The sequence below is a fragment of the Methanospirillum hungatei JF-1 genome (assembly GCF_000013445.1).
Lineage (GTDB): Archaea > Halobacteriota > Methanomicrobia > Methanomicrobiales > Methanospirillaceae > Methanospirillum > Methanospirillum hungatei.
In genome coordinates, this window is the sequence record NC_007796.1 from 1,020,715 (window position 1) to 1,044,596 (window position 23,882).

At 43.4% G+C, this 23,882-nt stretch carries 27 protein-coding genes; 13 read left to right on the forward strand and 14 right to left on the reverse strand.

The annotated features are described in order from the left end of the window. Positions 1–88 precede the first annotated feature (88 nt). The 3 genes from MHUN_RS04790 to MHUN_RS04800 all read left to right on the forward strand — a co-directional run bounded on the left by MHUN_RS04790 (position 89) and on the right by MHUN_RS04800 (position 2,275). Positions 89–1,123, forward strand: a complete 1,035-nt coding sequence (locus MHUN_RS04790; protein ID WP_239441570.1) for a methanogenesis marker 2 protein — start codon at positions 89–91, stop codon at positions 1,121–1,123. Beyond that, the gene (gene mtxX, locus MHUN_RS04795; RefSeq protein WP_011447947.1) at positions 1,107–1,901 is read left to right on the forward strand and encodes a methanogenesis marker protein Mmp4/MtxX; all 795 of its coding nucleotides are present in this window, start codon (positions 1,107–1,109) and stop codon (positions 1,899–1,901) included. Before MHUN_RS04790 ends, mtxX begins: the two co-directional genes overlap by 17 nt. Before the next feature lie 167 nt (positions 1,902–2,068). Further along, positions 2,069–2,275, forward strand: a complete 207-nt coding sequence (locus MHUN_RS04800) for a histone family protein (protein ID WP_011447948.1) — start codon at positions 2,069–2,071, stop codon at positions 2,273–2,275. Between the two features lie 90 nt (positions 2,276–2,365). On the opposite strand, the gene hisB is transcribed toward MHUN_RS04800, so the two are convergent. From hisB to MHUN_RS04820, 4 genes are read right to left on the reverse strand one after another with little or no spacing between them, the layout of a single operon-like run. Continuing rightward, the gene (hisB, locus tag MHUN_RS04805; RefSeq protein WP_011447949.1) at positions 2,366–2,947 is read right to left on the reverse strand and encodes an imidazoleglycerol-phosphate dehydratase HisB; all 582 of its coding nucleotides are present in this window, start codon (positions 2,945–2,947) and stop codon (positions 2,366–2,368) included. Next, complete coding sequence (gene hisA, locus MHUN_RS04810; RefSeq protein WP_011447950.1) at positions 2,944–3,654, reverse strand: 1-(5-phosphoribosyl)-5-[(5-phosphoribosylamino)methylideneamino]imidazole-4-carboxamide isomerase; 711 nt, start codon at positions 3,652–3,654, stop codon at positions 2,944–2,946. Before hisA ends, hisB begins: the two co-directional genes overlap by 4 nt. Positions 3,655–3,658: 4 nt before the next feature. After that, positions 3,659–4,561 (reverse strand): ATP phosphoribosyltransferase, encoded by a 903-nt coding sequence (gene hisG / locus MHUN_RS04815; protein ID WP_011447951.1) that lies wholly within the window; start codon positions 4,559–4,561, stop codon positions 3,659–3,661. Further along, positions 4,561–5,763 (reverse strand): methionine adenosyltransferase, encoded by a 1,203-nt coding sequence (locus MHUN_RS04820; protein WP_011447952.1) that lies wholly within the window; start codon positions 5,761–5,763, stop codon positions 4,561–4,563. The genes hisG and MHUN_RS04820 overlap by 1 nt, the downstream gene beginning before the upstream one ends. 146 nt (positions 5,764–5,909) lie before the next feature. Here MHUN_RS04820 and MHUN_RS17225 point away from each other — a divergent pair, with 146 nt between their 5' ends. Continuing rightward, the gene (locus MHUN_RS17225; protein ID WP_158498160.1) at positions 5,910–6,989 is read left to right on the forward strand and encodes a methyltransferase; all 1,080 of its coding nucleotides are present in this window, start codon (positions 5,910–5,912) and stop codon (positions 6,987–6,989) included. A gap of 10 nt (positions 6,990–6,999) precedes the next feature. Here MHUN_RS17225 and MHUN_RS04830 read toward each other — a convergent pair whose 3' ends face one another. The 6 genes from MHUN_RS04830 to MHUN_RS04855 all read right to left on the reverse strand — a co-directional run bounded on the left by MHUN_RS04830 (position 7,000) and on the right by MHUN_RS04855 (position 11,872). Continuing rightward, positions 7,000–8,025, reverse strand: a complete 1,026-nt coding sequence (locus MHUN_RS04830) for a PAS domain-containing sensor histidine kinase (RefSeq protein ID WP_011447954.1) — start codon at positions 8,023–8,025, stop codon at positions 7,000–7,002. A 64-nt stretch (positions 8,026–8,089) separates the two neighbouring features. Then, positions 8,090–8,434, reverse strand: coding sequence for a hypothetical protein (locus MHUN_RS04835; RefSeq protein WP_011447955.1), 345 nt, complete (start codon positions 8,432–8,434; stop codon positions 8,090–8,092). Between the two features lie 47 nt (positions 8,435–8,481). Continuing rightward, a complete protein-coding gene (locus MHUN_RS04840) occupies positions 8,482–8,985 on the reverse strand; it encodes a ferredoxin-thioredoxin reductase catalytic domain-containing protein (protein ID WP_011447956.1) in 504 nt (167 codons plus the stop codon). Continuing rightward, complete coding sequence (locus MHUN_RS04845) at positions 8,982–9,269, reverse strand: glutaredoxin family protein (protein ID WP_048067293.1); 288 nt, start codon at positions 9,267–9,269, stop codon at positions 8,982–8,984. The genes MHUN_RS04840 and MHUN_RS04845 overlap by 4 nt, the downstream gene beginning before the upstream one ends. 66 nt (positions 9,270–9,335) lie before the next feature. Further along, positions 9,336–10,430: a histone deacetylase family protein gene (locus MHUN_RS04850; RefSeq protein WP_011447958.1), complete on the reverse strand. Its 1,095-nt coding sequence runs from the start codon at positions 10,428–10,430 to the stop codon at positions 9,336–9,338. Next, positions 10,427–11,872, reverse strand: a complete 1,446-nt coding sequence (locus MHUN_RS04855; RefSeq protein ID WP_011447959.1) for a hydantoinase/oxoprolinase family protein — start codon at positions 11,870–11,872, stop codon at positions 10,427–10,429. Before MHUN_RS04855 ends, MHUN_RS04850 begins: the two co-directional genes overlap by 4 nt. Here MHUN_RS04855 and MHUN_RS04860 point away from each other — a divergent pair. From MHUN_RS04860 to hypE, 6 genes are all read left to right on the forward strand, one after another. Next, the gene (locus MHUN_RS04860) at positions 11,823–13,085 is read left to right on the forward strand and encodes a hypothetical protein (protein WP_158498161.1); all 1,263 of its coding nucleotides are present in this window, start codon (positions 11,823–11,825) and stop codon (positions 13,083–13,085) included. The two genes, MHUN_RS04855 and MHUN_RS04860, sit on opposite strands and share 50 nt — an antisense overlap. Positions 13,086–13,087: 2 nt before the next feature. Further along, a complete protein-coding gene (locus tag MHUN_RS04865; RefSeq protein ID WP_011447960.1) occupies positions 13,088–13,675 on the forward strand; it encodes a ferredoxin domain-containing protein in 588 nt (195 codons plus the stop codon). Next, positions 13,672–14,739: a GHMP kinase gene (locus MHUN_RS04870; RefSeq protein ID WP_011447961.1), complete on the forward strand. Its 1,068-nt coding sequence runs from the start codon at positions 13,672–13,674 to the stop codon at positions 14,737–14,739. Before MHUN_RS04865 ends, MHUN_RS04870 begins: the two co-directional genes overlap by 4 nt. Before the next feature lie 49 nt (positions 14,740–14,788). After that, positions 14,789–15,535, forward strand: a complete 747-nt coding sequence (locus MHUN_RS04875) for a small multi-drug export protein (RefSeq protein ID WP_011447962.1) — start codon at positions 14,789–14,791, stop codon at positions 15,533–15,535. 133 nt (positions 15,536–15,668) lie between these two features. Beyond that, on the forward strand, positions 15,669–16,004 hold the full coding sequence (locus MHUN_RS04880; protein WP_011447963.1) for a hydrogenase maturation nickel metallochaperone HypA: 336 nt from the start codon (positions 15,669–15,671) through the stop codon (positions 16,002–16,004). Continuing rightward, a complete protein-coding gene (hypE, locus tag MHUN_RS04885; protein ID WP_011447964.1) occupies positions 16,005–17,000 on the forward strand; it encodes a hydrogenase expression/formation protein HypE in 996 nt (331 codons plus the stop codon). A gap of 4 nt (positions 17,001–17,004) precedes the next feature. Here the strand turns inward: hypE and MHUN_RS04890 are convergent, their stop codons facing one another. Next, on the reverse strand, positions 17,005–18,207 hold the full coding sequence (locus MHUN_RS04890; protein ID WP_011447965.1) for a hypothetical protein: 1,203 nt from the start codon (positions 18,205–18,207) through the stop codon (positions 17,005–17,007). A 194-nt stretch (positions 18,208–18,401) separates the two neighbouring features. On the opposite strand from MHUN_RS04890, the gene MHUN_RS04895 reads away from it, so the two are divergent. After that, complete coding sequence (locus MHUN_RS04895; protein WP_011447966.1) at positions 18,402–19,391, forward strand: archaeosine biosynthesis radical SAM protein RaSEA; 990 nt, start codon at positions 18,402–18,404, stop codon at positions 19,389–19,391. A gap of 1 nt (position 19,392) precedes the next feature. On the opposite strand, the gene MHUN_RS04900 is transcribed toward MHUN_RS04895, so the two are convergent. The 3 genes from MHUN_RS04900 to MHUN_RS04910 are packed head-to-tail and all read right to left on the reverse strand — an operon-like array spanning position 19,393 to position 22,228. Then, positions 19,393–20,622: a TIGR00300 family protein gene (locus MHUN_RS04900; RefSeq protein WP_011447967.1), complete on the reverse strand. Its 1,230-nt coding sequence runs from the start codon at positions 20,620–20,622 to the stop codon at positions 19,393–19,395. 23 nt (positions 20,623–20,645) lie between these two features. Next, positions 20,646–21,239: an NTP transferase domain-containing protein gene (locus MHUN_RS04905; protein WP_011447968.1), complete on the reverse strand. Its 594-nt coding sequence runs from the start codon at positions 21,237–21,239 to the stop codon at positions 20,646–20,648. After that, the gene (locus MHUN_RS04910) at positions 21,224–22,228 is read right to left on the reverse strand and encodes a pyridoxal phosphate-dependent aminotransferase (RefSeq protein ID WP_011447969.1); all 1,005 of its coding nucleotides are present in this window, start codon (positions 22,226–22,228) and stop codon (positions 21,224–21,226) included. Before MHUN_RS04910 ends, MHUN_RS04905 begins: the two co-directional genes overlap by 16 nt. A 190-nt stretch (positions 22,229–22,418) precedes the next feature. Here MHUN_RS04910 and MHUN_RS04915 point away from each other — a divergent pair, with 190 nt between their 5' ends. Further along, positions 22,419–22,589 (forward strand): ribbon-helix-helix domain-containing protein, encoded by a 171-nt coding sequence (locus MHUN_RS04915; RefSeq protein ID WP_011447970.1) that lies wholly within the window; start codon positions 22,419–22,421, stop codon positions 22,587–22,589. A 19-nt stretch (positions 22,590–22,608) separates the two neighbouring features. Continuing rightward, positions 22,609–23,778, forward strand: coding sequence for a cell division protein FtsZ (gene ftsZ / locus MHUN_RS04920; protein ID WP_011447971.1), 1,170 nt, complete (start codon positions 22,609–22,611; stop codon positions 23,776–23,778). The last annotated feature ends 104 nt before the right edge of the window (positions 23,779–23,882 follow it).

The following is a 23,882-nucleotide window of genomic DNA, read 5'->3' on the forward strand; positions in this document are numbered from 1 at the left end:
CTATGAAGATAAACCACATGAACTTAACTGACAGGCATGGAGTTTGGCCTTTGGTAAATTCTGAACCAAATAAGACATTTTATGAGTGATGAAACAGAAAAAAAGAGTGAGAATTAGGGCCATGGGAGAATACACCTGCTCCACCGAACAGATAGCACAGGCTGTCAGAACATATGACGGAGTGAGACGGAAAAGTGAAATTGGTGCAATGGTTCGGGATCTTCAGATTGATTCTCAGGCTGTTGTCGCATCATTTGGGGAAGATGCTGCAGTAATTAAAAACGGATCTGATGCGTTGCTCCTGGCAGCAGATGGGATCTGGAGTAAACTTATGGATGCTGATCCCTACTGGGCAGGGTATTGTGCAGTCCTTGTAAATATTCATGACATTGCTGCCATGGGAGGAAAACCACTCGCCATGGTAGATGTGTTCTCAATTTCAAATGATACCATAAAAAAGCAGGTCATAGCGGGTATGCATGATGCGTCCAGACAATTTGGTGTGCCGATCGTCGGCGGGCACCTGCATCCGGACACTCCATACAGCGTAATTGATGTTGCAATCCTCGGTATTGCCCCACTGGATAATATTATCTACAGCAATACAGCATGCTCCGGAGATAACGTTCTTATTGCAATAGATTTAAAAGGCAGGGTTCATCCGTCTTGTGTATTAAACTGGGACAGTGCAACCTTGCGAACCGCAGAGGAGGTTCGTAGTCAGATCAGGATAATGGAGGAGATTGGATCCCGAAAACTCGTTACAGCAGGGAAGGACATATCCAATCCGGGGATCATTGGAACACTGGGCATGTTACTTGAAGTATCTGGAAAGGGAGCAGATATTGATCTCACAGCAGTGCCACATCCTGACCTGGATGAGTATAAAATCACCTTTGATCACTGGCTCCGGATGTATCCAGGAATGGGTTTTGTACTAACCGCAAAGAGGGAACATGTTGGCACTATTGTCAGCCTGTTTCATCAGTGTGATATGACCGTTTGTAGTATTGGGACCGTGAATGATTCAGGGGAACTTCGTATTCACAATAATAACTCCTCTGCACTTGTCTTTGACTTTTCGAAAAACGGAGGGGTAATGCATCTTGGAACATATCCCTGAAAAATCATCAGTCATTGGCATTGGTATCAGAAGTGATCCCGAACGGGTATTTTTTGGTATCTCATCCTATTCAGGCAGGTCAACGATCAGGTGTTACCTGCATACGGATCTTCATACATCTGTACCACCCCGGTTTCATTCAATTATTTCCGAACATCCAGAGCTGGATCTGATATCAGATCTTTTTTCCGGGACACTTGATGCAGCGATTCGGGGGACATTATCCTCACATCATACACTGCAGCTATTAAAAGAGACAGCCGGAGTATCCACACTTGAACGAGTAGTCCTTTTGGAGACTGCAGACGGCTCTCATTTCTTCCTTGGTCCGGTAGGGATAGATGAAGGATGGACCATTTCTGACAAAGTATCGCTTATTGAAAAAGTAAAACCACTCTGTCAGAAGTTCGGGCTTTCGGAAAAGGTGACCATTCTGTCAGGTGGTCGTCTGGATGATGTCGGTCGTCATCCTGCCGTTGACAGAAGTCTTGCTGATGCAGAACTGGTTGCCCGTCTGTCCGGAGGGGTTCACAGAGGCATACTCATCGAAGAGGCAGTAAAGGACTCAGGATTCATTGTAGCTCCTGATGGAGTATCGGGTAATTTAATCTTCAGAACACTGTTATTTCTTGGGAGAGGACGTTCTTATGGGGCACCAGTCCTGAATATCCCGAAAATCTTTGTAGATACTTCGCGCGTTAACCCGAACTATCTTCACGCGCTAAATCTCGCAGATAATCTCATTGAGTTATCTTTCCTGAAAAAATCTTCAATTTGAACCGGAATTTTATTTCTTTACAATAATGCATCCGATTGGTCAACTCTGAAACCTAATCTCATGAAATATTAAAATCTACTCTTATCAGGTCAGAATATCGAAAATCTCGAGATAATCTCGAAATATTTAAATAGATATCAATATACTTTGTTTTGAGGTAGAGGACTATGGCAGACTTACCTATTGCAGCAGTTGTAAGAATTGCAAAGAAGAATGGGGCTGAGCGTGTGGGAAGCGATGCAGCAGCAGCTCTTGTAGCAAAAGCTGAAGACTACATTGCAAACCTGACAAGGGAAGCAAACCGCCTTGCCCAGCATGCAGGTAGAAAAACAATTAAGGAAGAAGACGTCAAGATGGCCGCAGAGAATGCCTAAAAGCATTCTCCACCTTTGACTTATTCCGGAAAAGAATCTCCTTACCTCAAAAAAATTATATGTGTGCTCGGATGGGGTTGATTTCTTTCGTTACAGCACACCTTTTGTACTTGGAACCTGTCCGTCATCGTAGACAATTTTTGTTGCTGAGTGCAGTGCAACTCCAAATGCCTTAAAGAGTGCCTCGCATTTGTGATGATCCGAAAATCCGGATACATTCATATGAGCCGTCACTTTCGCGTTCTGAATAAAACTTTCAAAAAAATGTCGAACCAGCCAGGACTCGATAACTCCTTCTACCGGTCCGCTGAATGAACCCTCAAAGACAAGATACGGGCGACCCCCGACATCAAGTGCTACCTCTGCCTTTGACTCATCCATAGGAACGATGACACTTGCGAATCGCTGAATACCTCTTCCCTCACCAAGAGCGTGTGTGAAGACCTGCCCCAGAACGATACCAATGTCTTCAATGGTGTGATGAGGACCCTTCTCAAGATCTCCGATAGCCTGAATATCCAGATCAAATCTGCTATGTCTCGTGAATGAATCAAGCATATGATCAAAAAATGGAATTCCGGTATGAATTGTCCCCTTGCCAGAGCCGTCAAGTGAAAAACGAACCGTGATATCTGTTTCTTTAGTCTTTCTCTTTATTTCTGCAGTTCTCATCCTGCTGCCTCCAACGCCTCTTGAAGTGTTATCTTTCCAGAATAAAGAGCAGACCCAAGGACCACACCTGCAGCATCGGCTTCTTTCAGAATTTTTATGTCCGATGGTGAGGTAATACCACCTGCCACAACAACAGGAACACTCACGGTGCTTAAGAGATCCCGAATCGGTTTTGGATCTATTCCATTACACAGGCCCTCGACACTAACATTGGTATACAGTAATGAACCAGCTCCCTTCCTGATAAACAGGTCAGCCCACTCAAGAAAGTCACCTGCCGGACGTTCCCATCCATGTGTCACCATCTCTCCTGCCCTGGCATCGACCCCTGCCATTATCCGATCACTTCCATATTCTTCAGAAAGAATGGTAAGACATTCCGGATCATCAGCAGCAAATGTGGAGATAATGATACGATCAACCCCGCAGTCAAGCCAGGAACGGGCATCATCAAGGGATCGAATCCCTCCGCCGAGTTGGGTTTTAACGCCAGTCCGGATAATGACGTCGGTTATCTTTTCAGCATTCAGTTTCGAAGATCCGAACGCCCCATCAAGATTTACGATATGAAGGGCTTCTGCTCCCTGGTTTATCCATGATTCTGCGCATAAAAGGGGATCGCCATAGCTGGTAGCGGTCTCCCGTTTCCCCTGAACGAGCTGAACACACCGGCCACCCAGGATATCAACTGCCGGAAAGACAATCATTTTTTCACCTGATTAAGCGCTCAATATTCATTACCAGTATATCCCGTGCACCTGCCTGTTTCAGGCGGTTTATAAGCTGGTAGACCTTCTCCTCGTCAACCACCGCATGAACAGCAACCATATCGGCAGAAGACGCCACATCCATTATGGTGGGTCCACCCATTCCAGGAATAATGGTTCTTATATCATCAAGGGAACTGCGTATTACATTCATCATCAGATAACATTTCCCCCGGGCATTCAATACACTCTCGAGTGCCAGATGAATCTCATCAATCTTTTCTTTTTTATCAATACATGACCGGGGATTTGCGATAAGATAAGTACTTGTTTCAAGAACAGTATCAATAATCTTTAAGTGATTCTGACGAAGAGTTGATCCAGAACTTGAAATATCAACAATGGCATCAGATATGCCAAGAGACGGAGTTGCTTCACAAGCTCCCCCGACCGGAACAATAATCGGTATGATACCAGCTTTTTTAAAATATTTCCTGGTAATTGCAGGAAATTCTGTTGATACCCGCTTCCCATTCAGATCTTTGGGGGAATTCAGATTTGAATTTTCCGGGACTGCAAGAACAACAGAAGCTGATCCAAATCCCAAATTGAGAAGCTCCGTCACTGCGGAACCTCGTTCCACAACCATATCATGACCGGTAATCCCAAGATCTGCAACACCAGAAGCGACATATTCCGGGATATCTATCGGACGGGCATAGAGGATTTCCACGTGTTGATCACGGGTCCGGGCGATCAGGGTCCGATCACCATTATCAATAATCCCAAGACCGGATTTTTCAATTAATTCCCTGATTGGAACAGATATCCGCCCTTTGTTCGGGATCGCAATACGGACATGAAAAACAGGAGTCCGATCAGAGATCGGAGAAGAATTTTTGGTCATTAAAATGTCTTTAATTCTCCTCTGATTACCCGTTCTGTAACAGAGGTGATGTTTTCAAGACCGGAGTCAATGATCTCATAAACATCTCTTTCAATATCTTTTACGGTAAATGACGGCTTTGGAATTATCTGTGCACTTGCTACCAGCGGCTGGTCAATAGGTGAACCAATCTGTGAGAGAAGCCGGACCTGAATCTCTGCAATACCATCGACTTTCTCTACACAGGTGTGTGCCAGTTCATTCGAAAGGAGATTATAGATCTTACCGATATGGTTAATCGGGTTTTTCCCACTGGTTGCTTCCATGCTCATCGGGCGGTGCGGAGTGATAAGACCATTGGCACGGTTTCCTCTTCCCACAGAACCATCATCACCCATTTCTGCAGATGTTCCGGTTACCGTCAGAAACAGACTGCACTCGATATCGCAATCTGCAGTATTAACAGAAACTTCTACTTTTTTATCAGTACAGGTTTTTGCTACTTTCAGTGCTTCCTCTGCTAATTTCTCACGGTAGTTTACATAATCAGAGAGGGATGAGACATAGCGGTCAACCATCGCACAACAAATAGTGAGTTTAATGGTGTTACCCTGGCGAAGCCCCATGATTTTAATATCAGTTCCATAAACCGGGTATTTGGGACGGAGCGTGGTATCGATATATGAAGAGATCTCACGGATACATTTTTCTATGTCAGAGAATGGAGCATAAGAAACTCCAAATGATGTATCGTTTGCGCGTGGAATTTGTCCTGCTTCAGGTTTAAAGACATCCCGAAGATCCGTTGACCCGGTACCAAGACGACAGTCCATGATTAAATGCTGGTCAAGATTGAGTTCAGGCAGGATTGTCCGGAGGTAGTCTTTGGCCGCTTTTAATGCAACGGTATCTGCGGCAATCTTTTCACCATTGAATTCCTTAGTGGCACGACCATCAAGAAGAACAAATATAGGCTTGATGATCTTTCCACCGCCAAATTTCGGCATTGATTCTCCTGCAACTATCTCACCCTGATCGGTATTGTGATGAAGAACTCCGCCAAACTGGTCTATATAGGTATTACACAATGCACGGCTGACTGCCTCTGCTATTCCATCTGCAATACTATCAGGATGACCAAGACATTTCCTCTCGACCAGTTCAATCTGTTGATCCTGAACCGGGATCTGGTTCAGCATTTCAATTGTGATATTTCTGCTCATCAAAGACCTCTGTACGATTTAAATCAGAAAGATATACCAAGGACAGGTACAGAATACTGTACAAATTCGGTGAGATTGGAATAAGAGATTACCGATAAATTTCTCCATGACCTTCATCAACTGAACAAAAATCAATGGTCCAGAATATGAAAAATACACAAGACAACACGGATAATACCTGTAAAGCGTTATGGGAATTTCCACCTGTTCCCCCGGATAATTTTTTCTCCATTATAAATTCCAATAACGATGGCGCAAGACTTCTCTGCCTGATTGGTGCATCGGTCAGATTAGGAATATTTGATACCCTGGAAGACTGGAAAAATGAACATGATTTAGAAGATATAATTCAATATCCACATCCGGTTACTGATTTCGTTCAGAGTTTAATAAAAACCGGTCTTGTTGAATATAAGGATGGAAAGATACGAAACACGCCGGTTGCTTCAACATATCTCACCAGTCATTCTCCGTATTTTCAGGGAGCATATCTGGAAAAGTCTATTCAGCATCTACAAGACCTCTGGATACCTCTTTCTGATATTCTGACATCCGGCCCGAAAATATTTGTTGAAGAAAAGTTCTTTGCTGATATATCATTGCCATCGATGGCGCAGAATGCGTTGTGTGGACGACTTCAGGAAGTAGTGAATGGAGTAACATCTCTCTCCTCATTTATGAATATGAAAAAAATGATAGACCTTGGTGGGGGACATGGTCTGTACGCAATCGCACTTGCATGTAAAAATCCCAACCTCAGCGCAATAATATTTGATTTACCCGGAGTTGTTCCACTGGCAACCGGATATATTGAAAAATACCATCTTGAAGGAAGGGTCAAGGTAATGGGAGGGAATTTTTTCTCTGATCCAATTGGCCGGGATTATGATCTTATCCTTTCATCATCTAACCCCAGTGGGAAAAGTCCTGACATGGTAGGGAAAATCTCCGATGCTTTGAAAAAAGGAGGATTTTTTGTGAGTATTCAGCCAGGTGATGAGAATGCGCCCTATGATTCACTTCATGAACTTGAATTTTTCCTCTGGACATTTGACACCGCAACTTTGCCAAAGAAAACATGGAGTAAGAATAAAAAATTCCTGACAGAGGAATACCGATCTGCGTTAAAAGATAATGGACTTACCATCAGATCAGTTACTAGGGTTTCTGATCCCTATATTCAGGATTATGGAGTAACCATGATGATTGCACAAAAAATGGGGTGAGATGAGGTAATCAGGATCGGATTTCCAAAATATGAGAGGGTATCATCAACTCAAATCGTGCGCCTTCTCCGAAGACTCCATTTTCCTGAATGGTGATCTCAAAGATTGATAAAATTTTTTCAGCTAAAAATAATCCATATCCACTACCCTTTCCAAAACCAAGATCAAATATTCTGGTTTTTTGCTGCTGGACAATACCACAACCGTCATCCTGGATAATAAGCTTCCCCCCGTCACCGTCTGGTTCTAGAGAGATGTGAACTGTAGTAGCACCGGTTGCGTGTTCCGGAATATTTGCTAAAATTTTCTCAAGGGCAAGCCTGAAATTTCTGTCTGCATACATCAGAGAGTTCCCGGTATCTATGAAGACCTGGATTGGATCCATCACAATTTCATTCAGAGCTTCTTTTATGATATCTGACAGGGATATCCAGGAGAATTCAAGCATTCCGATCTTCTGATATTCACAAGTAAAGATTAACCGGTCACGAATTTTTTCAGCAGCATTCTGTTCTTTCTGGGTAAAATCTATCAATGTAGGATCTGTTATCAAATCAGTTGAAAGTTCAAGATATCCGAGTATTGCGGTAAGTTGGTTTAAAATATCATGCCGTATTTTTGAATTTAACGTATTCCAGATTTCAGACCCTTTATATAATAATGCCCATTCTATCGGAAGAGAACTTATCCATAAATAGCTGAGTGCTTTTTGTGGCCGACCTGCATTATCATAAGAAAGGGAACAGTATTCCTCAACCCACCGATAATATGCCCCGGCGCGGATTCTGTACCTAAGCTCAATGCCAGGCCTCTTCTGCAGTAAGGCCCCGCCCATTTTTCTGGAAACCAGATCCTGATCATCCTTGTAGATATTGGAAAGGATGTCAGTCTCCCCATCTGTTGAATTCACCAGAATGCCATATTTTAAATTATTAGCAGAAATGGATTTTATTTTCCATATATCCGAATTATTACGTTCAAACGCAATAACCGGTGCAGCGTGAAAAAGGTCATCCGGGGAGGTTGTAATGGTCATCTTATAACCGCTATTTCTCTTTCAGGGTGGTAATATACTTTGACACAGGAGGCAGGCATTATCATCATGCCTGTAGTTCAGATGCTATCGCATCACGAATCGGTTCCCATGAGATTCTGCCTACTGGAATTACCTTACCCTCAATTAATATCATGGGGATTGCAGGATGATCACGTTCATATATCTCTCTTATATAGTCAGGAGCTCCATCATCAAGAAGAGTAAGTTTAAGAGTAACGCACTCTCCAAATTCTTTTAAAACTCTACTTTTCAAAGCCTCAAACGCCTTTACCAGACTTCCCGAAGGAGCACAGGAAGAGAGACCACAGGTTCTGTTCTCATCACAGGGAAAAGGGGAACATTCAGAATCTGAATAACCGACGATCTCAAGTGTTGCAGATGCTGTCACGGGAATTAATGTCTGCAGAATAGGATAAGAGGATATTGGTTGGTAGCCTACCGGAGAAAGATCTCAAACCGTTCTTTTTCAGCCTTACAAATGGGGCACTTTTCAGGCGGATTATTCCGAGCACAAAGATATCCGCAGACTTTACAGCGATAAACCGGAAATGGAAGGCCTCCTGCCGGAACTGATGATGAAGACTTTTTCATTCGTTCAGAAGCAAGAGGTCGCCTTTCCGGAACCACCGGTGCCGGAAGATTCTCCGAGGCAATAGTGTCTGATACATAAAGGCCGCAAAAGCATGCTCCATACTCACTGAGGTCATCATCACGATAATCGCAGGGGCAGATAATGTCAAGATCAGATTCCTTATCTCCGAGAGAAAGTCTGCATGGACATGATTCGTATCCATATCTGTTGGCATTGATTAAAAGTCCTTCAACCAACCCTCTGGTAAAAACCGTATCGGGATTAAGATTATATCCGCTTTTTTTAGCTTCCTGTATAAGTTCATTATGCCTTTTATCAAGTAAGTTCTCTGAAACATCCGGTGTCATGACAAAAGCGCCTCTCGTATCTCATCAAGCCTGCTTCCCACAATAACCTTGTTATTATTGATTACCAAAGTCGGAAATGATCCCCGTGGATTTACTTTCTCCATCTCTTTGAGTACCTCATCCATCTCGCTTCGACTGAGTTGATCAACATACAGGTAATCATAGGCTACTTTTAATTCATCAAGAAGTTTTCTGGTCTGTTTACAATGAATACAGGTAGAAAGGGCATACAACATTATTGATCCCTTATCAATACCCTCAACATGAACAGGAGTTATCGCCATATATCTGGTATCTGTTCTCTTTCGCAATAAAAGGGCAGGAGATATGGTGAAGAGTGTATCAACCTGTTACCTGAAATTATATTGACGGATAAAATACCAGTGATCTGCCAGCTTTTTCTTAAGATCAGTGACCATCTTAATTACAATCGGAAAGGCTTCATCAGATACTGCTTTCTCTAATACCTCCCGATATATTTCAGGCTCTCGAATAGCAGATATATCCAGACCAGCCATTGCTGCAATAAGACCAAGGTTCGTGTACGGGAGACCTCCTTCAACACTATATCCTCCTTCAAGGACAGCAATAATTCTCCCATAACAGATAGAATCGGCAAGAATGCACATCTCCTGCATAAGACGAGCATACCCCTGCGCGGTCAGTGCAAGTCCGGTTAGGGGATCAGTGAAATGATTATCCTGACCTGCAGAAATTGCAATGGCATCTGGCATGTACTCATCAGCCAGAGGAAGAATGATCTCCTCGAGAAGATACCGATAGACCTTATCTGAACTCCCAGCTGGAATTGGGAGATTTATATTGTATCCTTTGCCATCACCAATCCCGATATCCTCAAATCGTCCGGACCCGGGATAAAAGGGATATTGATGTACTGAACAAAAAAGGACTGAAGGATCATCATAGAAGATCTCTTCTGTTCCATTTCCATGATGTGCATCCCAGTCAAGGACCATAATCCTCCTAAGGCCCCTGCGCTGAAGATACCGAACCATTATGGCAACATTATTGAGATAGCAAAAACCTGCCCCATGTGAACGTCCTGCATGATGCCCGGGCGGCCGTGACAGGACAAAAGAATTCCTTACCTCCTGGTTCAGTACTGCATCTGCACCGGTTATTGCTCCCCCTGCTGCGAGAAGTGCATCATGAATCAATCCTTTTGGTACATAGGTATCTGCATCTATTATAGCACCGTTGACTGAGGCTTCTTCAAGAAAATGCAGATATTCCTTCGTATGGACTAAGAGCACATCATCTCTCATCGCAGGCTTTGGGGTCAGAAGACGTATCTGAGGGAGATCAAAGATTCCCTCCTCTTCAAGCTGGTCAAGAGTGTATGATAAGCGTTCACGTCGTTCAGGGTGTGATGAACTCTGTTCATGAGTCAGATATGATGGAGCATACACGATACCGCACGTCATAATGCCTCCACTGAAATTCCGGGAGCTATCGCAAGGACCATGTTAGTAATTTTTGCTGTGACTCTCCAACCTCTCACCACATCATACGAAGAAAAGTATAGTACTTCAATATCTTCGATATCTTCTTCAGGTGCCCCTTCTTTTCTTGCAATCTCCCTGACCAGTTCAGTTGCATACGAGAGCAGATCTTCTTCATCTCTGGTATCTTTATAAGGGTAGGATATCCCGTTTAAAGTCAGCCTTTTCCGCTCCGAATCAACATGTATGTGTACTTCAAGACTTACTTTTGACACTGCAGCACCCACAGCATTGGCAGATGCGGCATGCTCAGGTACAATCCCGACAGTTTGTGCGCGTTCAGCAATATCAGAAAGAAGATAATGAGCCAGGTATCCAGTTCCGATGAGAACCTCAGGATGATATTCTTTTACAGCAGAGGCGACCATATCCAGATACCGGTGAACAACATTCTGAGCAGTTGTATGGTCAAGAACTTCAGATCTCTCGGCGTCACCAATTCTTGCCCCCATAACGTTCAAAGCATCCGTCAGGGTCGGTTCACCTCCCCCAAACGAACGGGAGGAACCCGCCCTGAAAGGACAGAGGTCTGATCGTATACATGAATCGCCACCAAAGGGGATACTCATAGCTGATACTGCTTTAATCATCGTCTTGGCACCTTCCAAAACAACCGTCTCGAGGATAGGTTTTCCATCCTTTAATGGGACCAGTTCAGTTGTTGTTCCCCCGATATCTATCACCAGACAGTTCTCATTTTTGGTCAGGTAATATGCTCCGTTTGCGACAGTTGCAGGACTTGAATGAAAAAGCAGCATCGGGTTATCAAGAGCACGGGCAGGTGAGGTCAGCCCTCCGGTCGATGTGACAAAAAAGAAATCCGGATTTACCCTCTGAATCTGCCTGATGAGAGATGCGACTTTCCCCTTTATCCTGGCATTCAATTTTGTAGTATGAATTCGTGCGGGAAAATTTAACGCCCCTATGGGATAACTAAGGGCTATCTGTTCATCAGAATAAAACTGTGATACAATATCATATACTTGTTTTTCCAATGCATCATTCCGGACAGAAAATTTGCCGGCAATCGCTATAGCCCGTGCATGCTGACCCTTCATGATTTTTTTTATCTCTTCAGGATCAATTGGTTCAACAATATCTCCGCGATGTGAAACCGATCCTTTTACCGCACCAGGATATACCAGGCCTGGTCCCGGTATAGTTATTGTCCGGATATCTGCGGTATGACCGGTGATAATCTCATTCAATGGCTGAGAAGTGCTGATAGCAAGGCGCCCGTATGAGGAAATTTTTTGAAGGGCATTGTCAAGCCCGTCAGTATTTGGTACTTTATAGGTATTGATTTGAGAATCTATGACAGCAATATCAGTATTTGTCCCTCCGATATCTATCCCGGTAAACATGATTGCTCACGGGGTTTTAGATTCCCAACATATATCAGATGATGCATATACACTTCAGATAAATTTTCGAAAACCAAGGGCAATTCTCATGAACACCGGCTGTCTGAAAGGAGAAACATTACTAAAAAAAGGAGTTGCCGCAGTCTTTTTTAATCCGAAAACACGGTTCATAACAAAATTTTACGTGACCAACTATCGGCTAATTATAAAAAACCAGAAAAATCAGGTTATAAAATTATCCTATGAACTCATTCATGAGATATATGTTGAAAATAACACCTACGTATGCATCAGGTGTAATACTCCCATGAGGTTTTTTGATGGAAAGGAGGAGTATGTCAGAATTTTCATGCATGGGCTAAAGCGCAAAGAAGGGGGCGGTTTGAAGGTACTTGATGATCCGAAATGGCCGAATTATTGGAAAAAATTTATTAATACACAGGTTTTGCAGTATCAATCAGAAATTGCCTCTAAAAAGCAATCCATGCAGACAGAAGAAGATGAACTCCTTCTTATTGAAGGTGTTACTAGGTCTAAAGAAGGGCTTGATCAGTTTGAGATTGTGAAAACCAGGGAGAAGATGCAGGTCAGGTTTGATAATTTTTATTATGAATCCTGCATGGTATATGCAACAAATAACCGACTTGTCGTGAAAATAAAATCTGGGGATTATATCATAATTCCCTATTCTGTTATTTATACATCAGAGCAGGATCCAGGTGGTGAAATTTCTATTACGTTCTCTTTCCCTCAGGATGTTGAAGGATTTGAGAGTGAAATTTCGAAGATGTTTATTAAGCGCATCCCTAAAGCAGGAGAGGAATATCCGGAAAAACTGCAGGAACGGTGGAATGAAGAGTGGAGTGAATTCTTCCGGAAAGTGACATCTCAATTCAGAGAACATAAAGGGGCAGTCAGTCCTGATGAAATGCTTGAGATGCTAATTGAAATGAAGCACAGTCCGACAAAATATAATCTCTCCTCATATGCAAAGCAGGGATGGGATCGTGCATGCGGTCTGGCAGTAGAACGATTCGGATATGACAACTCAGATCTTTTTTTATTCATGAATTTTCTTCTGCATGAGTATGAAGAGATGAAGACCCGTTCTATGGCAGAACCTGACCCGGCAAGGCAGGAGGCATATCGGGGGTCAGAAATGGCCTACAGCGCTATACTTTCCTACATCAACCATCACACCAAAGTCAGGTAACAGTGAAGATAAATACTCTTCAGGATATTCTGGTTATGGATCCTGAACAGGATGCCATGATGATCATTGCATCACTTATGGCAGTCTCTGCACGGACAGCACCAAAAGGAAAGGGTGTTGACACTATTGTAACCCGGATTGTTACCGGAAATGATATGGATCGTATTGCGGATGAGATGATCGCAATCGGAAATAAAACTGGTTTGCCTCCATTTCCCCGTGACGCACAAAACATACGGGATAGTAAAGTATGCGTTCTTATCGGGTGTAAGGGGGCAGAGGACCTTGGACTTAATTGTGGTGGGTGTGGATATCAGACCTGTAAGGAGATGCGCGAGAAGGCATCCCAAAATCCAGTCCGGTCACTCTTTACCGGCCCGAATTGTGTGATCAGAATGGCCGATCTCGGTATCGCAGTTGGATCTGCAGCGAAAACAGCACAAATTCATAATGCAGACAACCGAATTCTCTTCACTGCCGGAGTTGCTGCATTATCTCTTCACCTGCTTCCTGACTGTACCTGCGCTTATGGGATCCCGCTCTCAGTTACCGGGAAGAATATTTTCTTTGATAGGAGGCCGGTTACATGACAATCCTGAAGATCAGGGGGGGAGATCTGGACCTGGTTGAGTATGACTTTACGTCATTTCATCCTGGCGAGAATATGAATACCTGTGGTTTTGAAAAATCCTATTCACTCTCGCCTGTAAAAACTCCTGTCAGGACACAGGCACCTGGCAGGATACATCTGACAGTTCTGGATATGAACCGGTTTGCACCCGGACATCCGGGAGGCGGGGGTATTGGGTTTGCTATTGACGTTTTTGCTGAAGTGGAAGTCAGGTGTATTGAGAAAGGATTTGAGATCAATTATTCCAGGCCTGCGATAATCAAACATTTCCTGCTAGTATTTTCAAAAACTGTTGGATATACGGGAGGATTTTCAGTTACTGCGAAAGACCATGACTATAAACATGTAGGACTTGGCTCCACGAGTACTATACTCACCGCGTTATCAGCTGCAGTAAACAGGGCTCTTGGAGATCCATTAACCCTTGATCAACTTAGAATACTCATCGGTAACAATTATGTTGAAGAGACAGAAGGGGGAATGATTGCCTACGGGTTTGAGACCGGGGTAGGTCCTGCAGTGAGTGGCAGAGGAGGAATGGCTATCCTTGGTGATAATCTGACGGTTGTTCATCAGCATATTTTTGCTAAAGGAAAAAATGTCCACATAGTAATCCCCCCAAGTTCAATCTCATCAGCAGGAGAAGAGGAATTTTCCCTGCTCATGAACAAGGCACGTTCACTTGATTACCGGGACCGTGAACTGAAAGCATATATCGTTATGATGGACTTCATTCCCGCACTCAATCAGGATGATCTGAAAAAAATGGGCGACTCTATGTGGGAGATGGAGTTCAGAGGATCAAAAAGAGCTGAAATTGAGCATCACTCCTTTGAATTATATCAGTATATGCATAAACTCAGAAAAGCCGGACTAGAATTTATCGGTATGAGTTCGGTCGGGCCATCAATAGCAGTAATCACTGATATGTCACGTGAAAAACTCTCATCCATACTTACTCCTTTGCAACTTGAAATTGCCGTCAGTACAAAAGTGAATAACTCAGGTCTTGTTTTTCTCTAAAGAAAACCAATCAAATATAGAATTTTTTACCTTCCGGTGACGTGTATTCATGGATATTAAACCTCTCGGCTGCTATATATCAGGAGGGCTTATCTGGTTTTCTCCTGTTATAAACCGGGTATTACGCCTGACGATACCATTTTTATTGACTGGTGTTCTGATAGGAGTACTTTTCTGGCTTTATGATGACACGACCGCTCTTCAGCTGGGTGGTCTGTTATTATTGTATTTTGTTCCTCCGGCAGGCAAAGAGAGTATTATTCCTGCAGGTATCGCCCTTGGATTTCCGTTTCAGATCATGTGTCTGTCAATATTCTGGGTAGATATCGCCTGTTGTCTGTTTATGATATGGAATTTTGAACTGATTTGTAATGTTCCATACCTTGGAAATATAATCCGGTATCTTATAAGAAAAGGGGAATTATATCTTGGTAAACACCGATGGCTTGAGCAGCTTTATTTTATTGGTCTGATTTTTTTTGTTTTCTTTCCATTGCAGGGCACCGGCTCTGTGAGTGGTTCAGTTATTGGTAAGATGATTGGACTTAAATCAATTGAAATTTTCGCTGCAATAGCAATAGGTTCGTTTTTATCGAGCTTTCTTATCGGCTATTCAGTATATGCCCTGCATGAATATCTGGATGTGAATGTCTGGTATGTTCTTATAGCGGTGATGTTTATTATTATCATCTTACCACTTTTATCATATGGATTTTATAAAACAAAAACAGGCAGTAAAGTATGTTCTTGGATCTCCGGATGTGTTCATAAATGCAGACAATCTTTTAATAAATAATATAAATACCACTTTGATACCTGATCTGAATCCTTTTTTACTGGTAATGAGAGCCGGGTTCATATCGCACCCTTTAACTTGTCTCGGGTAAACCTTGGATCTGACAAACCCTTTACGTAGGAGTTTTTTTCTGATGCATGAATATGGAATTGCCTATGATATCGTTGTCACATCGAGAAAAGCTGCCCTTGATAACAATGCAACGTCGATAACCCACATCTATGTGGATGTCGGAGAGCTTTCAATAATCAATCCTGATCAGGTGGAGTTTCTGTTTACTACCATTGTGGAAGATGATCCCCTGTTTAAAGATGCAAAACTGACATGTACAAAAGTTAAACCACAGACTCGTTGTTCATGCGGATATATTGGGAGTGAAATTTTTGTCTGCCCGGAATGTGGTCAACTCCCGGAGATTGAAAAAGGAAAAGAAGTGGTAGTTACACGAATCGAAGTCGAGGCTGATTAAATGAAAATATCATTAATGCATGGAGCAGGTGGAGAGGTTATGGGTGAAGTTGTTGACCTCTTCTCTAAAATTACCAATACTAATGCCGGAGGGATAGGTCTTGAAGCGCTTGACGATGGAGCAGTCATTCCCATTGGAGATAGGCAGGTAGTCTTCACCACCGATTCGCATGTAGTAAGGCCCCTCTTTTTCCCAGGTGGCGATATCGGGCGGATTTCAGTCTGCGGGACGATAAATGATATCGCAATGATGGGTGGGAGACCTCTCGCACTTTCCTGTGGACTCATAATCGAAGAGGGATTTGATTTTGATACATTGTCCAAAATTGTAGACTCCATGGATAGAGCCCTTTCAGAGGAAAATGTATCACTCGTTACCGGTGACACCAAGGTAATGGAAAAGGGGGCATTGGATCAGATTGCAATAAATACTGCTGGAATAGGTGTTGCGGAGACTATCGTCAGAGACAATGGACTCATACCTGGTGATGCCATCATTGTATCAGGAACACTCGGGGATCATGGATTTGCTGTTCTTGCAAGCAGAGAAGAGTTTGATTTTGCAGATCAGATAATTTCAGATGTTGCTCCTCTATCAGGAATGGTCCATGCTGCCATGAACGCGGGAACCATTCATGCCATGAAAGATCCGACTCGGGGCGGATTTGCAAGTGCCATCAATGAAATGGCGAAAAAATCAAAGGTCATGATCCGCATATCCGAAGAGGAAGTTCCGATCCGATCATCAGTACGAGCTGCATCACAGTTACTTGGAATCGATCCGCTTGAAGTGGCAAATGAAGGAAAAGTAGTCATGGGAGTTCCGGCAGATGATGCAGAAACTATTCTGAAAGTATTGAAGGGACACAGATATGGAAAAGATGCAGCAATTATCGGAACTGTTCAGGAAGGAACCGGAGTAATTATGGAAACGGCAGCCGGGGGCGAGCGGTTTATAGAGACACCCATGGGTGATCCGGTTCCGCGTGTCTGCTAAAAATTTATTTTCTTTTTATAAAAACACCCATTCCGATAACCAGACTGATAAGAACCAGAACAACCGGTACTGGTGTCTCCTCTCCTTTCTGTTCATTGCTTCCATATCGGGGGGGCATTCCAAAAGCCTTTGCAGAGACATCAGATAGTGATATTGTCTCTGCTGTATCTGCGGTAATGGTCACTTTTTCTGCTGCTTTAAAACTGTACGGATAGACTTTCAAATAAATTTCTGATACTGAATCTGAAATTGTAACCATTTCAGGTGATGTCCCCATCTCTTCATTCACTTTAACACTGGCACCATCCTGGGATGTTTTATATTCAAAAACCATATCAGTATTTCCCGATACCTGGATTGTAATCGGTGTTTTATTGGTTGAAATAATAAAAAGTCCCGGATTGTCCCGTGAGACCTCTGCTTGTGCAGAAATACCTGAAATCTTTTCAACTTTGACAGGGGACGGAGTTGCTGTTGGTTTCACCGTCTCTTTTATATCTGTTTCTATAGCTGATGCAACAGGTATTTCATGGGTTTCTATTGGACCAGTGAGATGATATTGATCTTTCTCTTCTGAAACTATTGAGTATTTACCGATAAAACCATCATAATCTGTGAATGATACTTCATATGTCCCAGGTTCTGAAATCGGGAGTTCATATTTTACCCTGCCTCCCGTAACCGGAATAGATTCAGGACCAAAGATCGTCTTATGATCCTTCGCCACTTCCATCTGAATAGCATTTTCCTTGTATCCTGATATTTTTGCTTCGATGTTAAGTATTTTTTCAAACTCCTGCCAGGTAGGTGACGTAAAGGTTATCAGATCTGACCGATCGATTAATTTTACAACTCTGATTGAACGTGAACCGGCGGAGAAATCCCTCTGTGACTGAGATAGACCTTCTACCTTATAATTTCCTTTCTCAAGACCATCAGTTTTAAATGTCACGTTAAATGTAGTTTCGCCTTTCTCGGTAATCTGAATTGATTGCCTCTCAATCTCTATGGGAACATTTAATGAATGGGAAAAAATAATGTCAATTTTATCAGGAGGGGGAGTATTCGTTGATCCGGTTACAAGAATGGGTTCTCCTACCTTAACCTGGGCAGGTGCATCAATGGACAGATAATATGCACTGACTGGCCCACATATCAGGATGAGGAGGACCAGTGTAATTGCTGTATGAACATAACGAAGATTCATATGTTGCCCTCTTGTCGGCTTGGTCAATATGATGGAACTCTCGAACCTAATATATTGTTGGTCGGGTAATGAATACCCATCTGTTTCCTCACCGGTGATTATGATTTGAGGAATAGTATGATAATTATTCCTTATTAGAAATGAAAAACCCTGGTGAGGCAGCAACGTTCAGACTTCATAGACTTAGGATAATTATGAAACCTATCAAAAACCCTGAAGAACCATTGGCAATCTGGTCAGGTCAGGACTATATTGCAGGAGAAATTCATCCCAGCGTGACTGCAATCATTCGTTCCGGAGGATGTTCGTGGAATAGGTGTAAAATATGTCAATACCGTCATGAACGATTCTCTGGCATCAAAGGAGATGAACTTACCCGGCTGATGTATGCACAGATACAACGCCTGAAAGAGCAGATTGAAAAGATAAATCCGCATGTTGTGAAGGTGTATACCTCAGGAAGTTTCTTTGATCCTCTGGAGGTCCCGAAAGAGATTCAGGATCATCTCATCGAACTGGTCAAAGGGAAAACGCTGATTGTTGAGTCGCGATGTGAATACATTGACGCCGAACAGATCTCCCGGTATGTTTCTCATATAAAGGAAGGAGGAGAAGCGGGAAATATTTATGTCGCCATAGGTCTTGAAACAACTTCGGATAAAATCAGGGAGAAATGTATTGACAAAGGCCTGCAGTATTCAGACTACCTCAAAACTTCAGAAGTAATTCATAAAGCCGGTGGAAAAGTGAAGACCTATCTCCTTCATAAACCACCGTACCTGACAGAACGAGAAGCATATGATGACATGATTACATCAATCCAGAATATTATGCCATCCACTGACCTCATCTCCATGAATCCCTGTACAGTGCAAAGAAACACACACCTTGAAACATTGTGGAAGCGACAGGCCTACCGCCCACCTTATCTCTGGAGTGTTGCATCAATCCTTGCCAAATCACCAGCACACGTGACCTGTGATCCCATCGGTGGAGGACAGGCGAGAGGACCGCATAACTGTGGATCATGCGATGGGATGATACTGGACGCAATAAAGGATTATAATCTGAACGCAGATCAGGAGCTTATGCTATCAGTTATGGAGATGGATTGCACCTGCAAAAACGAATGGGAATATGTAATGAGTCAGGAACGCTCCTGGTCCATGCCTCTTACCAGATAACTTATTTTTTCTGTATCTGATGGAGTTGATCAAGGAGCATGGGGAAAAAAGCTCCTGCATCACTTACAACGCCGATCGCCTGAGAGGTACCCCGATCCATCAATTTGGTAAGTGTTGACGGATTTATATCAACACAAACGGTCATAACATATGATGGGAGACAGTTCCCGACTGCTATCGAATGCAGCATCGTTGCAATCATGAGGACCATCCCGATTTCAGGGACATATCGTCTCATCTCATCCTGGGCAACCATCGCGTCGGTGATGACATCAGGAAGGGGTCCGTCATCCCGAATAGAGCCGGCAAGGACATAGGGAACATTCCTTTTTATGCATTCGTACATGATTCCTGATCCCAAAATCCCTGTTTCTACCGCTTTTCTGATCGAACCAGCTCGCATGATTTCACTAATAGCATAGAGATGATTTTTGTGCCCGGCAGAAACCAGTTCACCTGACCGGATATTCATACCAAGCGAAGTACCGAATAAATTATACTCAATATCATGAGTGGCAAGGGCATTTCCCGCAAAGAGAATGTCAATATACCCTTCTCTGAACATGGATGCACAGGCTTCGTCAGCGCCGGTATGAATAATTGCAGGCCCTCCTACCAGAGCTACCTTTAACCCTTTTTTATGGGTGTCGATAATTTCCCGGGCAATTTTCCGGATAGTTGTCTCTGTCGGACGTTCTGAAGAGATAACTCCGCCCATGAATTCAAACTCCTCATGAGAACGGGAACGCTCCGGGGGTTTTATCTTCACACCATGCTCACCGATGACAACGAGATCCCCTTTCTGAAGTTTCGACATTGGTGTGGCTTTGGCTGATTTTTTATCAGGTGAGACAACTATCAGACAATCCATCTCAATATTTTCAACATGAATCCACTCATTGCCGATACGAATCTGCGTCGGGTAATTTGTTGTTGAATAAAAGCCCTTGGGAACGATCCGGTTCCCTTCAGCTGGAACCAAAGTGACATCTTCTGTGTCTACCAGCCGTGCCCCATGCCGGTGAAGGGTGCTGATGATAGCGTCCAGATTTCCGTTATCTGTTCCGGTAATAAGCACTCTGGCATAGCTGGTATCTGTTTTTCTTTTTCCGACAGAAAATTCCAGGATCTCAAAGTCCCCGCCCATATCAAGGATGGAGTCAAGAACATGTTCCATGATCCCAGAATCAATTATATGCCCGTCGAGTTCGATCTCCCGGGAATCAGTCATACCTGAGACGTTAGATCGTAGCCCTATAAGAGAGTTGGTTGAACGTCAGAAGATTTCATACGCTTAAGCATTATCTCTGCTGTCTTCAAATCCTCCGGCGTATTGATGTTCAGTGTCAGGAGAGGATCTGGAATAATTATCTGGATTTCATCCTGTTCTCTATCGATCATGCTCCCAGTAAGGATGTTCATACCAACAGGTATACCCGGAAACGTATCAGAACTGGTCTTCTTTGGATCAGGAGCCCATACTGAGCAAGCCGGACGGCCAGATTCATGAAATTGTTCAATAATCTTACGTATATGATCGGCAGTAATACCCGGAAGGTCTGCACATATGGTCAGAAAGGGCCCGGAGATAGATAATTCACCAACTGCCTGGCATATGTCCTGCACATATCCTTTCCCGTCTGTACATATCCACGGAATGTCATGCATTCTGCAATAATTTGTAGTATATGGAGTCAAGGGGGAGACAATAACCACTGGTTCCAGCTCTGCCATTTCTACCGCATTCAGAACGAATGACAACAGAGGTTTATCATGAATTCTGGTCAGGGCTTTTTCACCCATTCCAAGCCGGGATGCTCTGCCACCTGCCATTATGAGTGCAAACATGCAGAAATCTTCTCCAGTACCTCAATAAAGCGGTCATTTTCTTCTTTCGTCCGGATAGCAATCCGAATACTTGTCGAGAGACCAAAAGAGCTGCAGTCGCGGACCAGTATATCGTTTTTAAAAAAGAGATCGGTGATATACCCAGATGGCCGGTCAGTCTCTATGAGAAGATAATTGGCACTTGCTTTTGAACAGGACCATCCAACTGTGGTGATGGTCTCCATCAGCCGGGTTTTCTCTTCTTCTATCATCTTTCGTGAGTATTCCAGATCGTGATATTTAGAAAATGCAGAGAGAACTACTTTTTCAGCAAAGGCATTGACCGTCCAGGGGGGGCGCATAACCTCCATGGATGCAATAAGATCCGGATCACCGATTCCATATCCGAATCTGATTCCGGGGATTGCAAAACTTTTCGTTAATGATCGGAGAACAAATAAACGAGGATCTCTGATATCTGATACAGACTGGGATGGATCTGATAGGTCGATGAATGCTTCATCGATGCATAGTATCTGATCAGATCTTATCCAAGAAAACCGGGATATTATCTCCTGCTTTGGCAGGAGAACTCCAGTGGGATTGTCCGGGTTGCAGATGAATGAAAGAGTGGATTCTTTTTCAGTTTTTGCTTTTTGTGCCCCGGTGAGTCGTGCAGACAATTCATATTCAGCAAACGTATGATCAGGAACAAAATAGGTCCGATTCTGATCTAGAACGGTGTGGCATAATGTTCTGATTACCTCAACCGAACCATTTCCTACGGTGATGTGTTCAGGTTTACATCCATGATGACGGGCAATTACCTCTTTTAATACCAAGTACTCATCATCAGGGTACCGGGTCAATGCGTCTTCAGGTATGGAAAGATCTAATTTTGGAGGGTATGGATTAATATTGGCGCTGAAATCAAGAATTTCTCTTTCATTTCCTGCAATATATTTTGCTCTGCCCCCATGAACAGCACGAAGTTCAGATTTGTATCTCATCTGACAGCTCTTTCCTATTCATGTACACCTGATTGTTTACAGCTATCTATTTTCACTCAGGAATAAATCGAAACCTTTATATATTTATGGATTGTATTCTGTGTATCTCGTTGTGTCTGACTTTTGTCACCTTTATGTCAGACGTGTGACAGACATATGACCGACAGATGTCAGATCATGAGGCTAGTGTATGAAGCGAATCACCATCCGGTTGCCTGAACAGCAGATAACGCTGCTGGAGAAGATGGTTGAGGCGGGTGAATTTCCCACCGTCTCCGAGGCTATCAGGGATGCTGTACGTATGCTCATCGAAAAGCGGGCGACCAGAGTGCTCGCTGACAGTGATCAACTGTCATTTTAGACGTGAGGGGGATAAAAGTATGCAGAGTATCATCAATGCCGCAGTCATCAACGCGGAACGAGAAAAAGAACTCAAGAATATATCGCAGAACTATGATGATGATATAGATGGACAACCACGAATCGTCATCATTGGATGCGGTGGTGCCGGAAATAATACCATAAATCGTCTTCATCATATGGGGGTCTCCGGCGCAGAGACGATTGCCATTAACACTGACAAACAACATCTGGATATGATCCAGGCCGACAAGCGTATCCTCATCGGAAAGAGCCTGACAAAAGGACTTGGAGCAGGAGGTTATCCTGAGATCGGCAGAAAAGCTGCAGAAATGGCTCGTCCAACATTAGAAAGTCTTCTTGAGTCTGTTGATCTCTGTTTTATCACTGCAGGTATGGGAGGGGGTACTGGAACAGGATCTGCTCCGGCAGTCGCGCAGATAGCAAAGGAACAGGGAGCCATTGTTGTCGGTATGGTTTCCTATCCGTTTGATGTCGAGAAGGCCAGATTGATTCGGGCTGAAGACGGACTTGAGGCCATGTCAAAGGCATGTGATTCGGTCATTCTCCTTGACAATAACCGGCTGAAGAGTTTTGTTCCAAACCTTCCGCTTGCACAGTCTTTCTCAGTCATGGACCAGTTGATCGGTGAGACAGTAAAAGGAATTACCGAAACGATTACTGAACCATCACTTATTAACATCGATTATGCTGATGTCAGAGCAATCATGAGTAAGGGTGGCGTCGCAACCATGCTTGTCGGAGAGTCAAAACAACAGAATAAAGCAGAATCTGTTGTTCGAGAATGTCTCTCCAACCCGATGCTTGATATCGATTACCGCGGCGCAACCGGGGCATTGATCCACATCACCGGCGGGAGTGATCTGACGCTTATAGAGTCCGAAGAGATCGCTTCCTCTCTGACCTATGAACTTGATCCTCATGCCGATGTTATCTGGGGAGCCCGTATCCGCTCAGATATGGAAGGAAAAGTACGTGTTCTTGCCATCATGACCGGCGTGAAAAATGGCGACACTATCGCCAAACCAAAACAGCCCTACAAGGAAAAACTCGACAGAATAGAAGAACAGATCCGTTATCCGAAATCCCCTGACCTTGCGCGAATAAAACCCCGCTCAGTCACCGCAGCAATGGATTACGCAAGCGGACCTGACATCATGTGGATGTAAAACACACTTTAAAACAACTGCCATAGACCTCAATATTGAAATTTCTCTTTTTATTTTCTTTTTTTAAAAAACAATTAAATTTATGGTTTTTCAGGTCCAGAACC

What these genes read in the sequence shown, in the direction of transcription:
- MHUN_RS04790 (WP_239441570.1), top strand. Translation starts at nt 89, where the DNA reads ATGAAACAGAAAAAAAGAGTGAGAATTAGGGCCATGGGAGAATACACC.
- MHUN_RS04800 (WP_011447948.1), top strand. Translation starts at nt 2,069, where the DNA reads ATGGCAGACTTACCTATTGCAGCAGTTGTAAGAATTGCAAAGAAGAAT.
- hisB (WP_011447949.1), bottom strand. Translation starts at nt 2,947, where the DNA reads ATGAGAACTGCAGAAATAAAGAGAAAGACTAAAGAAACAGATATCACG.
- hisA (WP_011447950.1), bottom strand. Translation starts at nt 3,654, where the DNA reads ATGATTGTCTTTCCGGCAGTTGATATCCTGGGTGGCCGGTGTGTTCAG.
- hisG (WP_011447951.1), bottom strand. Translation starts at nt 4,561, where the DNA reads ATGACCAAAAATTCTTCTCCGATCTCTGATCGGACTCCTGTTTTTCAT.
- MHUN_RS04820 (WP_011447952.1), bottom strand. Translation starts at nt 5,763, where the DNA reads ATGAGCAGAAATATCACAATTGAAATGCTGAACCAGATCCCGGTTCAG.
- MHUN_RS17225 (WP_158498160.1), top strand. Translation starts at nt 5,910, where the DNA reads ATGAAAAATACACAAGACAACACGGATAATACCTGTAAAGCGTTATGG.
- MHUN_RS04830 (WP_011447954.1), bottom strand. Translation starts at nt 8,025, where the DNA reads ATGACCATTACAACCTCCCCGGATGACCTTTTTCACGCTGCACCGGTT.
- MHUN_RS04840 (WP_011447956.1), bottom strand. Translation starts at nt 8,985, where the DNA reads ATGACACCGGATGTTTCAGAGAACTTACTTGATAAAAGGCATAATGAA.
- MHUN_RS04845 (WP_048067293.1), bottom strand. Translation starts at nt 9,269, where the DNA reads ATGGCGATAACTCCTGTTCATGTTGAGGGTATTGATAAGGGATCAATA.
- MHUN_RS04850 (WP_011447958.1), bottom strand. Translation starts at nt 10,430, where the DNA reads ATGACGTGCGGTATCGTGTATGCTCCATCATATCTGACTCATGAACAG.
- MHUN_RS04860 (WP_158498161.1), top strand. Translation starts at nt 11,823, where the DNA reads ATGACAGCAATATCAGTATTTGTCCCTCCGATATCTATCCCGGTAAAC.
- MHUN_RS04855 (WP_011447959.1), bottom strand. Translation starts at nt 11,872, where the DNA reads ATGTTTACCGGGATAGATATCGGAGGGACAAATACTGATATTGCTGTC.
- MHUN_RS04870 (WP_011447961.1), top strand. Translation starts at nt 13,672, where the DNA reads ATGACAATCCTGAAGATCAGGGGGGGAGATCTGGACCTGGTTGAGTAT.
- MHUN_RS04875 (WP_011447962.1), top strand. Translation starts at nt 14,789, where the DNA reads ATGGATATTAAACCTCTCGGCTGCTATATATCAGGAGGGCTTATCTGG.
- MHUN_RS04880 (WP_011447963.1), top strand. Translation starts at nt 15,669, where the DNA reads ATGCATGAATATGGAATTGCCTATGATATCGTTGTCACATCGAGAAAA.
- hypE (WP_011447964.1), top strand. Translation starts at nt 16,005, where the DNA reads ATGAAAATATCATTAATGCATGGAGCAGGTGGAGAGGTTATGGGTGAA.
- MHUN_RS04890 (WP_011447965.1), bottom strand. Translation starts at nt 18,207, where the DNA reads ATGAATCTTCGTTATGTTCATACAGCAATTACACTGGTCCTCCTCATC.
- MHUN_RS04895 (WP_011447966.1), top strand. Translation starts at nt 18,402, where the DNA reads ATGAAACCTATCAAAAACCCTGAAGAACCATTGGCAATCTGGTCAGGT.
- MHUN_RS04900 (WP_011447967.1), bottom strand. Translation starts at nt 20,622, where the DNA reads ATGACTGATTCCCGGGAGATCGAACTCGACGGGCATATAATTGATTCT.
- MHUN_RS04905 (WP_011447968.1), bottom strand. Translation starts at nt 21,239, where the DNA reads ATGTTTGCACTCATAATGGCAGGTGGCAGAGCATCCCGGCTTGGAATG.
- MHUN_RS04910 (WP_011447969.1), bottom strand. Translation starts at nt 22,228, where the DNA reads ATGAGATACAAATCTGAACTTCGTGCTGTTCATGGGGGCAGAGCAAAA.
- MHUN_RS04915 (WP_011447970.1), top strand. Translation starts at nt 22,419, where the DNA reads ATGAAGCGAATCACCATCCGGTTGCCTGAACAGCAGATAACGCTGCTG.
- ftsZ (WP_011447971.1), top strand. Translation starts at nt 22,609, where the DNA reads ATGCAGAGTATCATCAATGCCGCAGTCATCAACGCGGAACGAGAAAAA.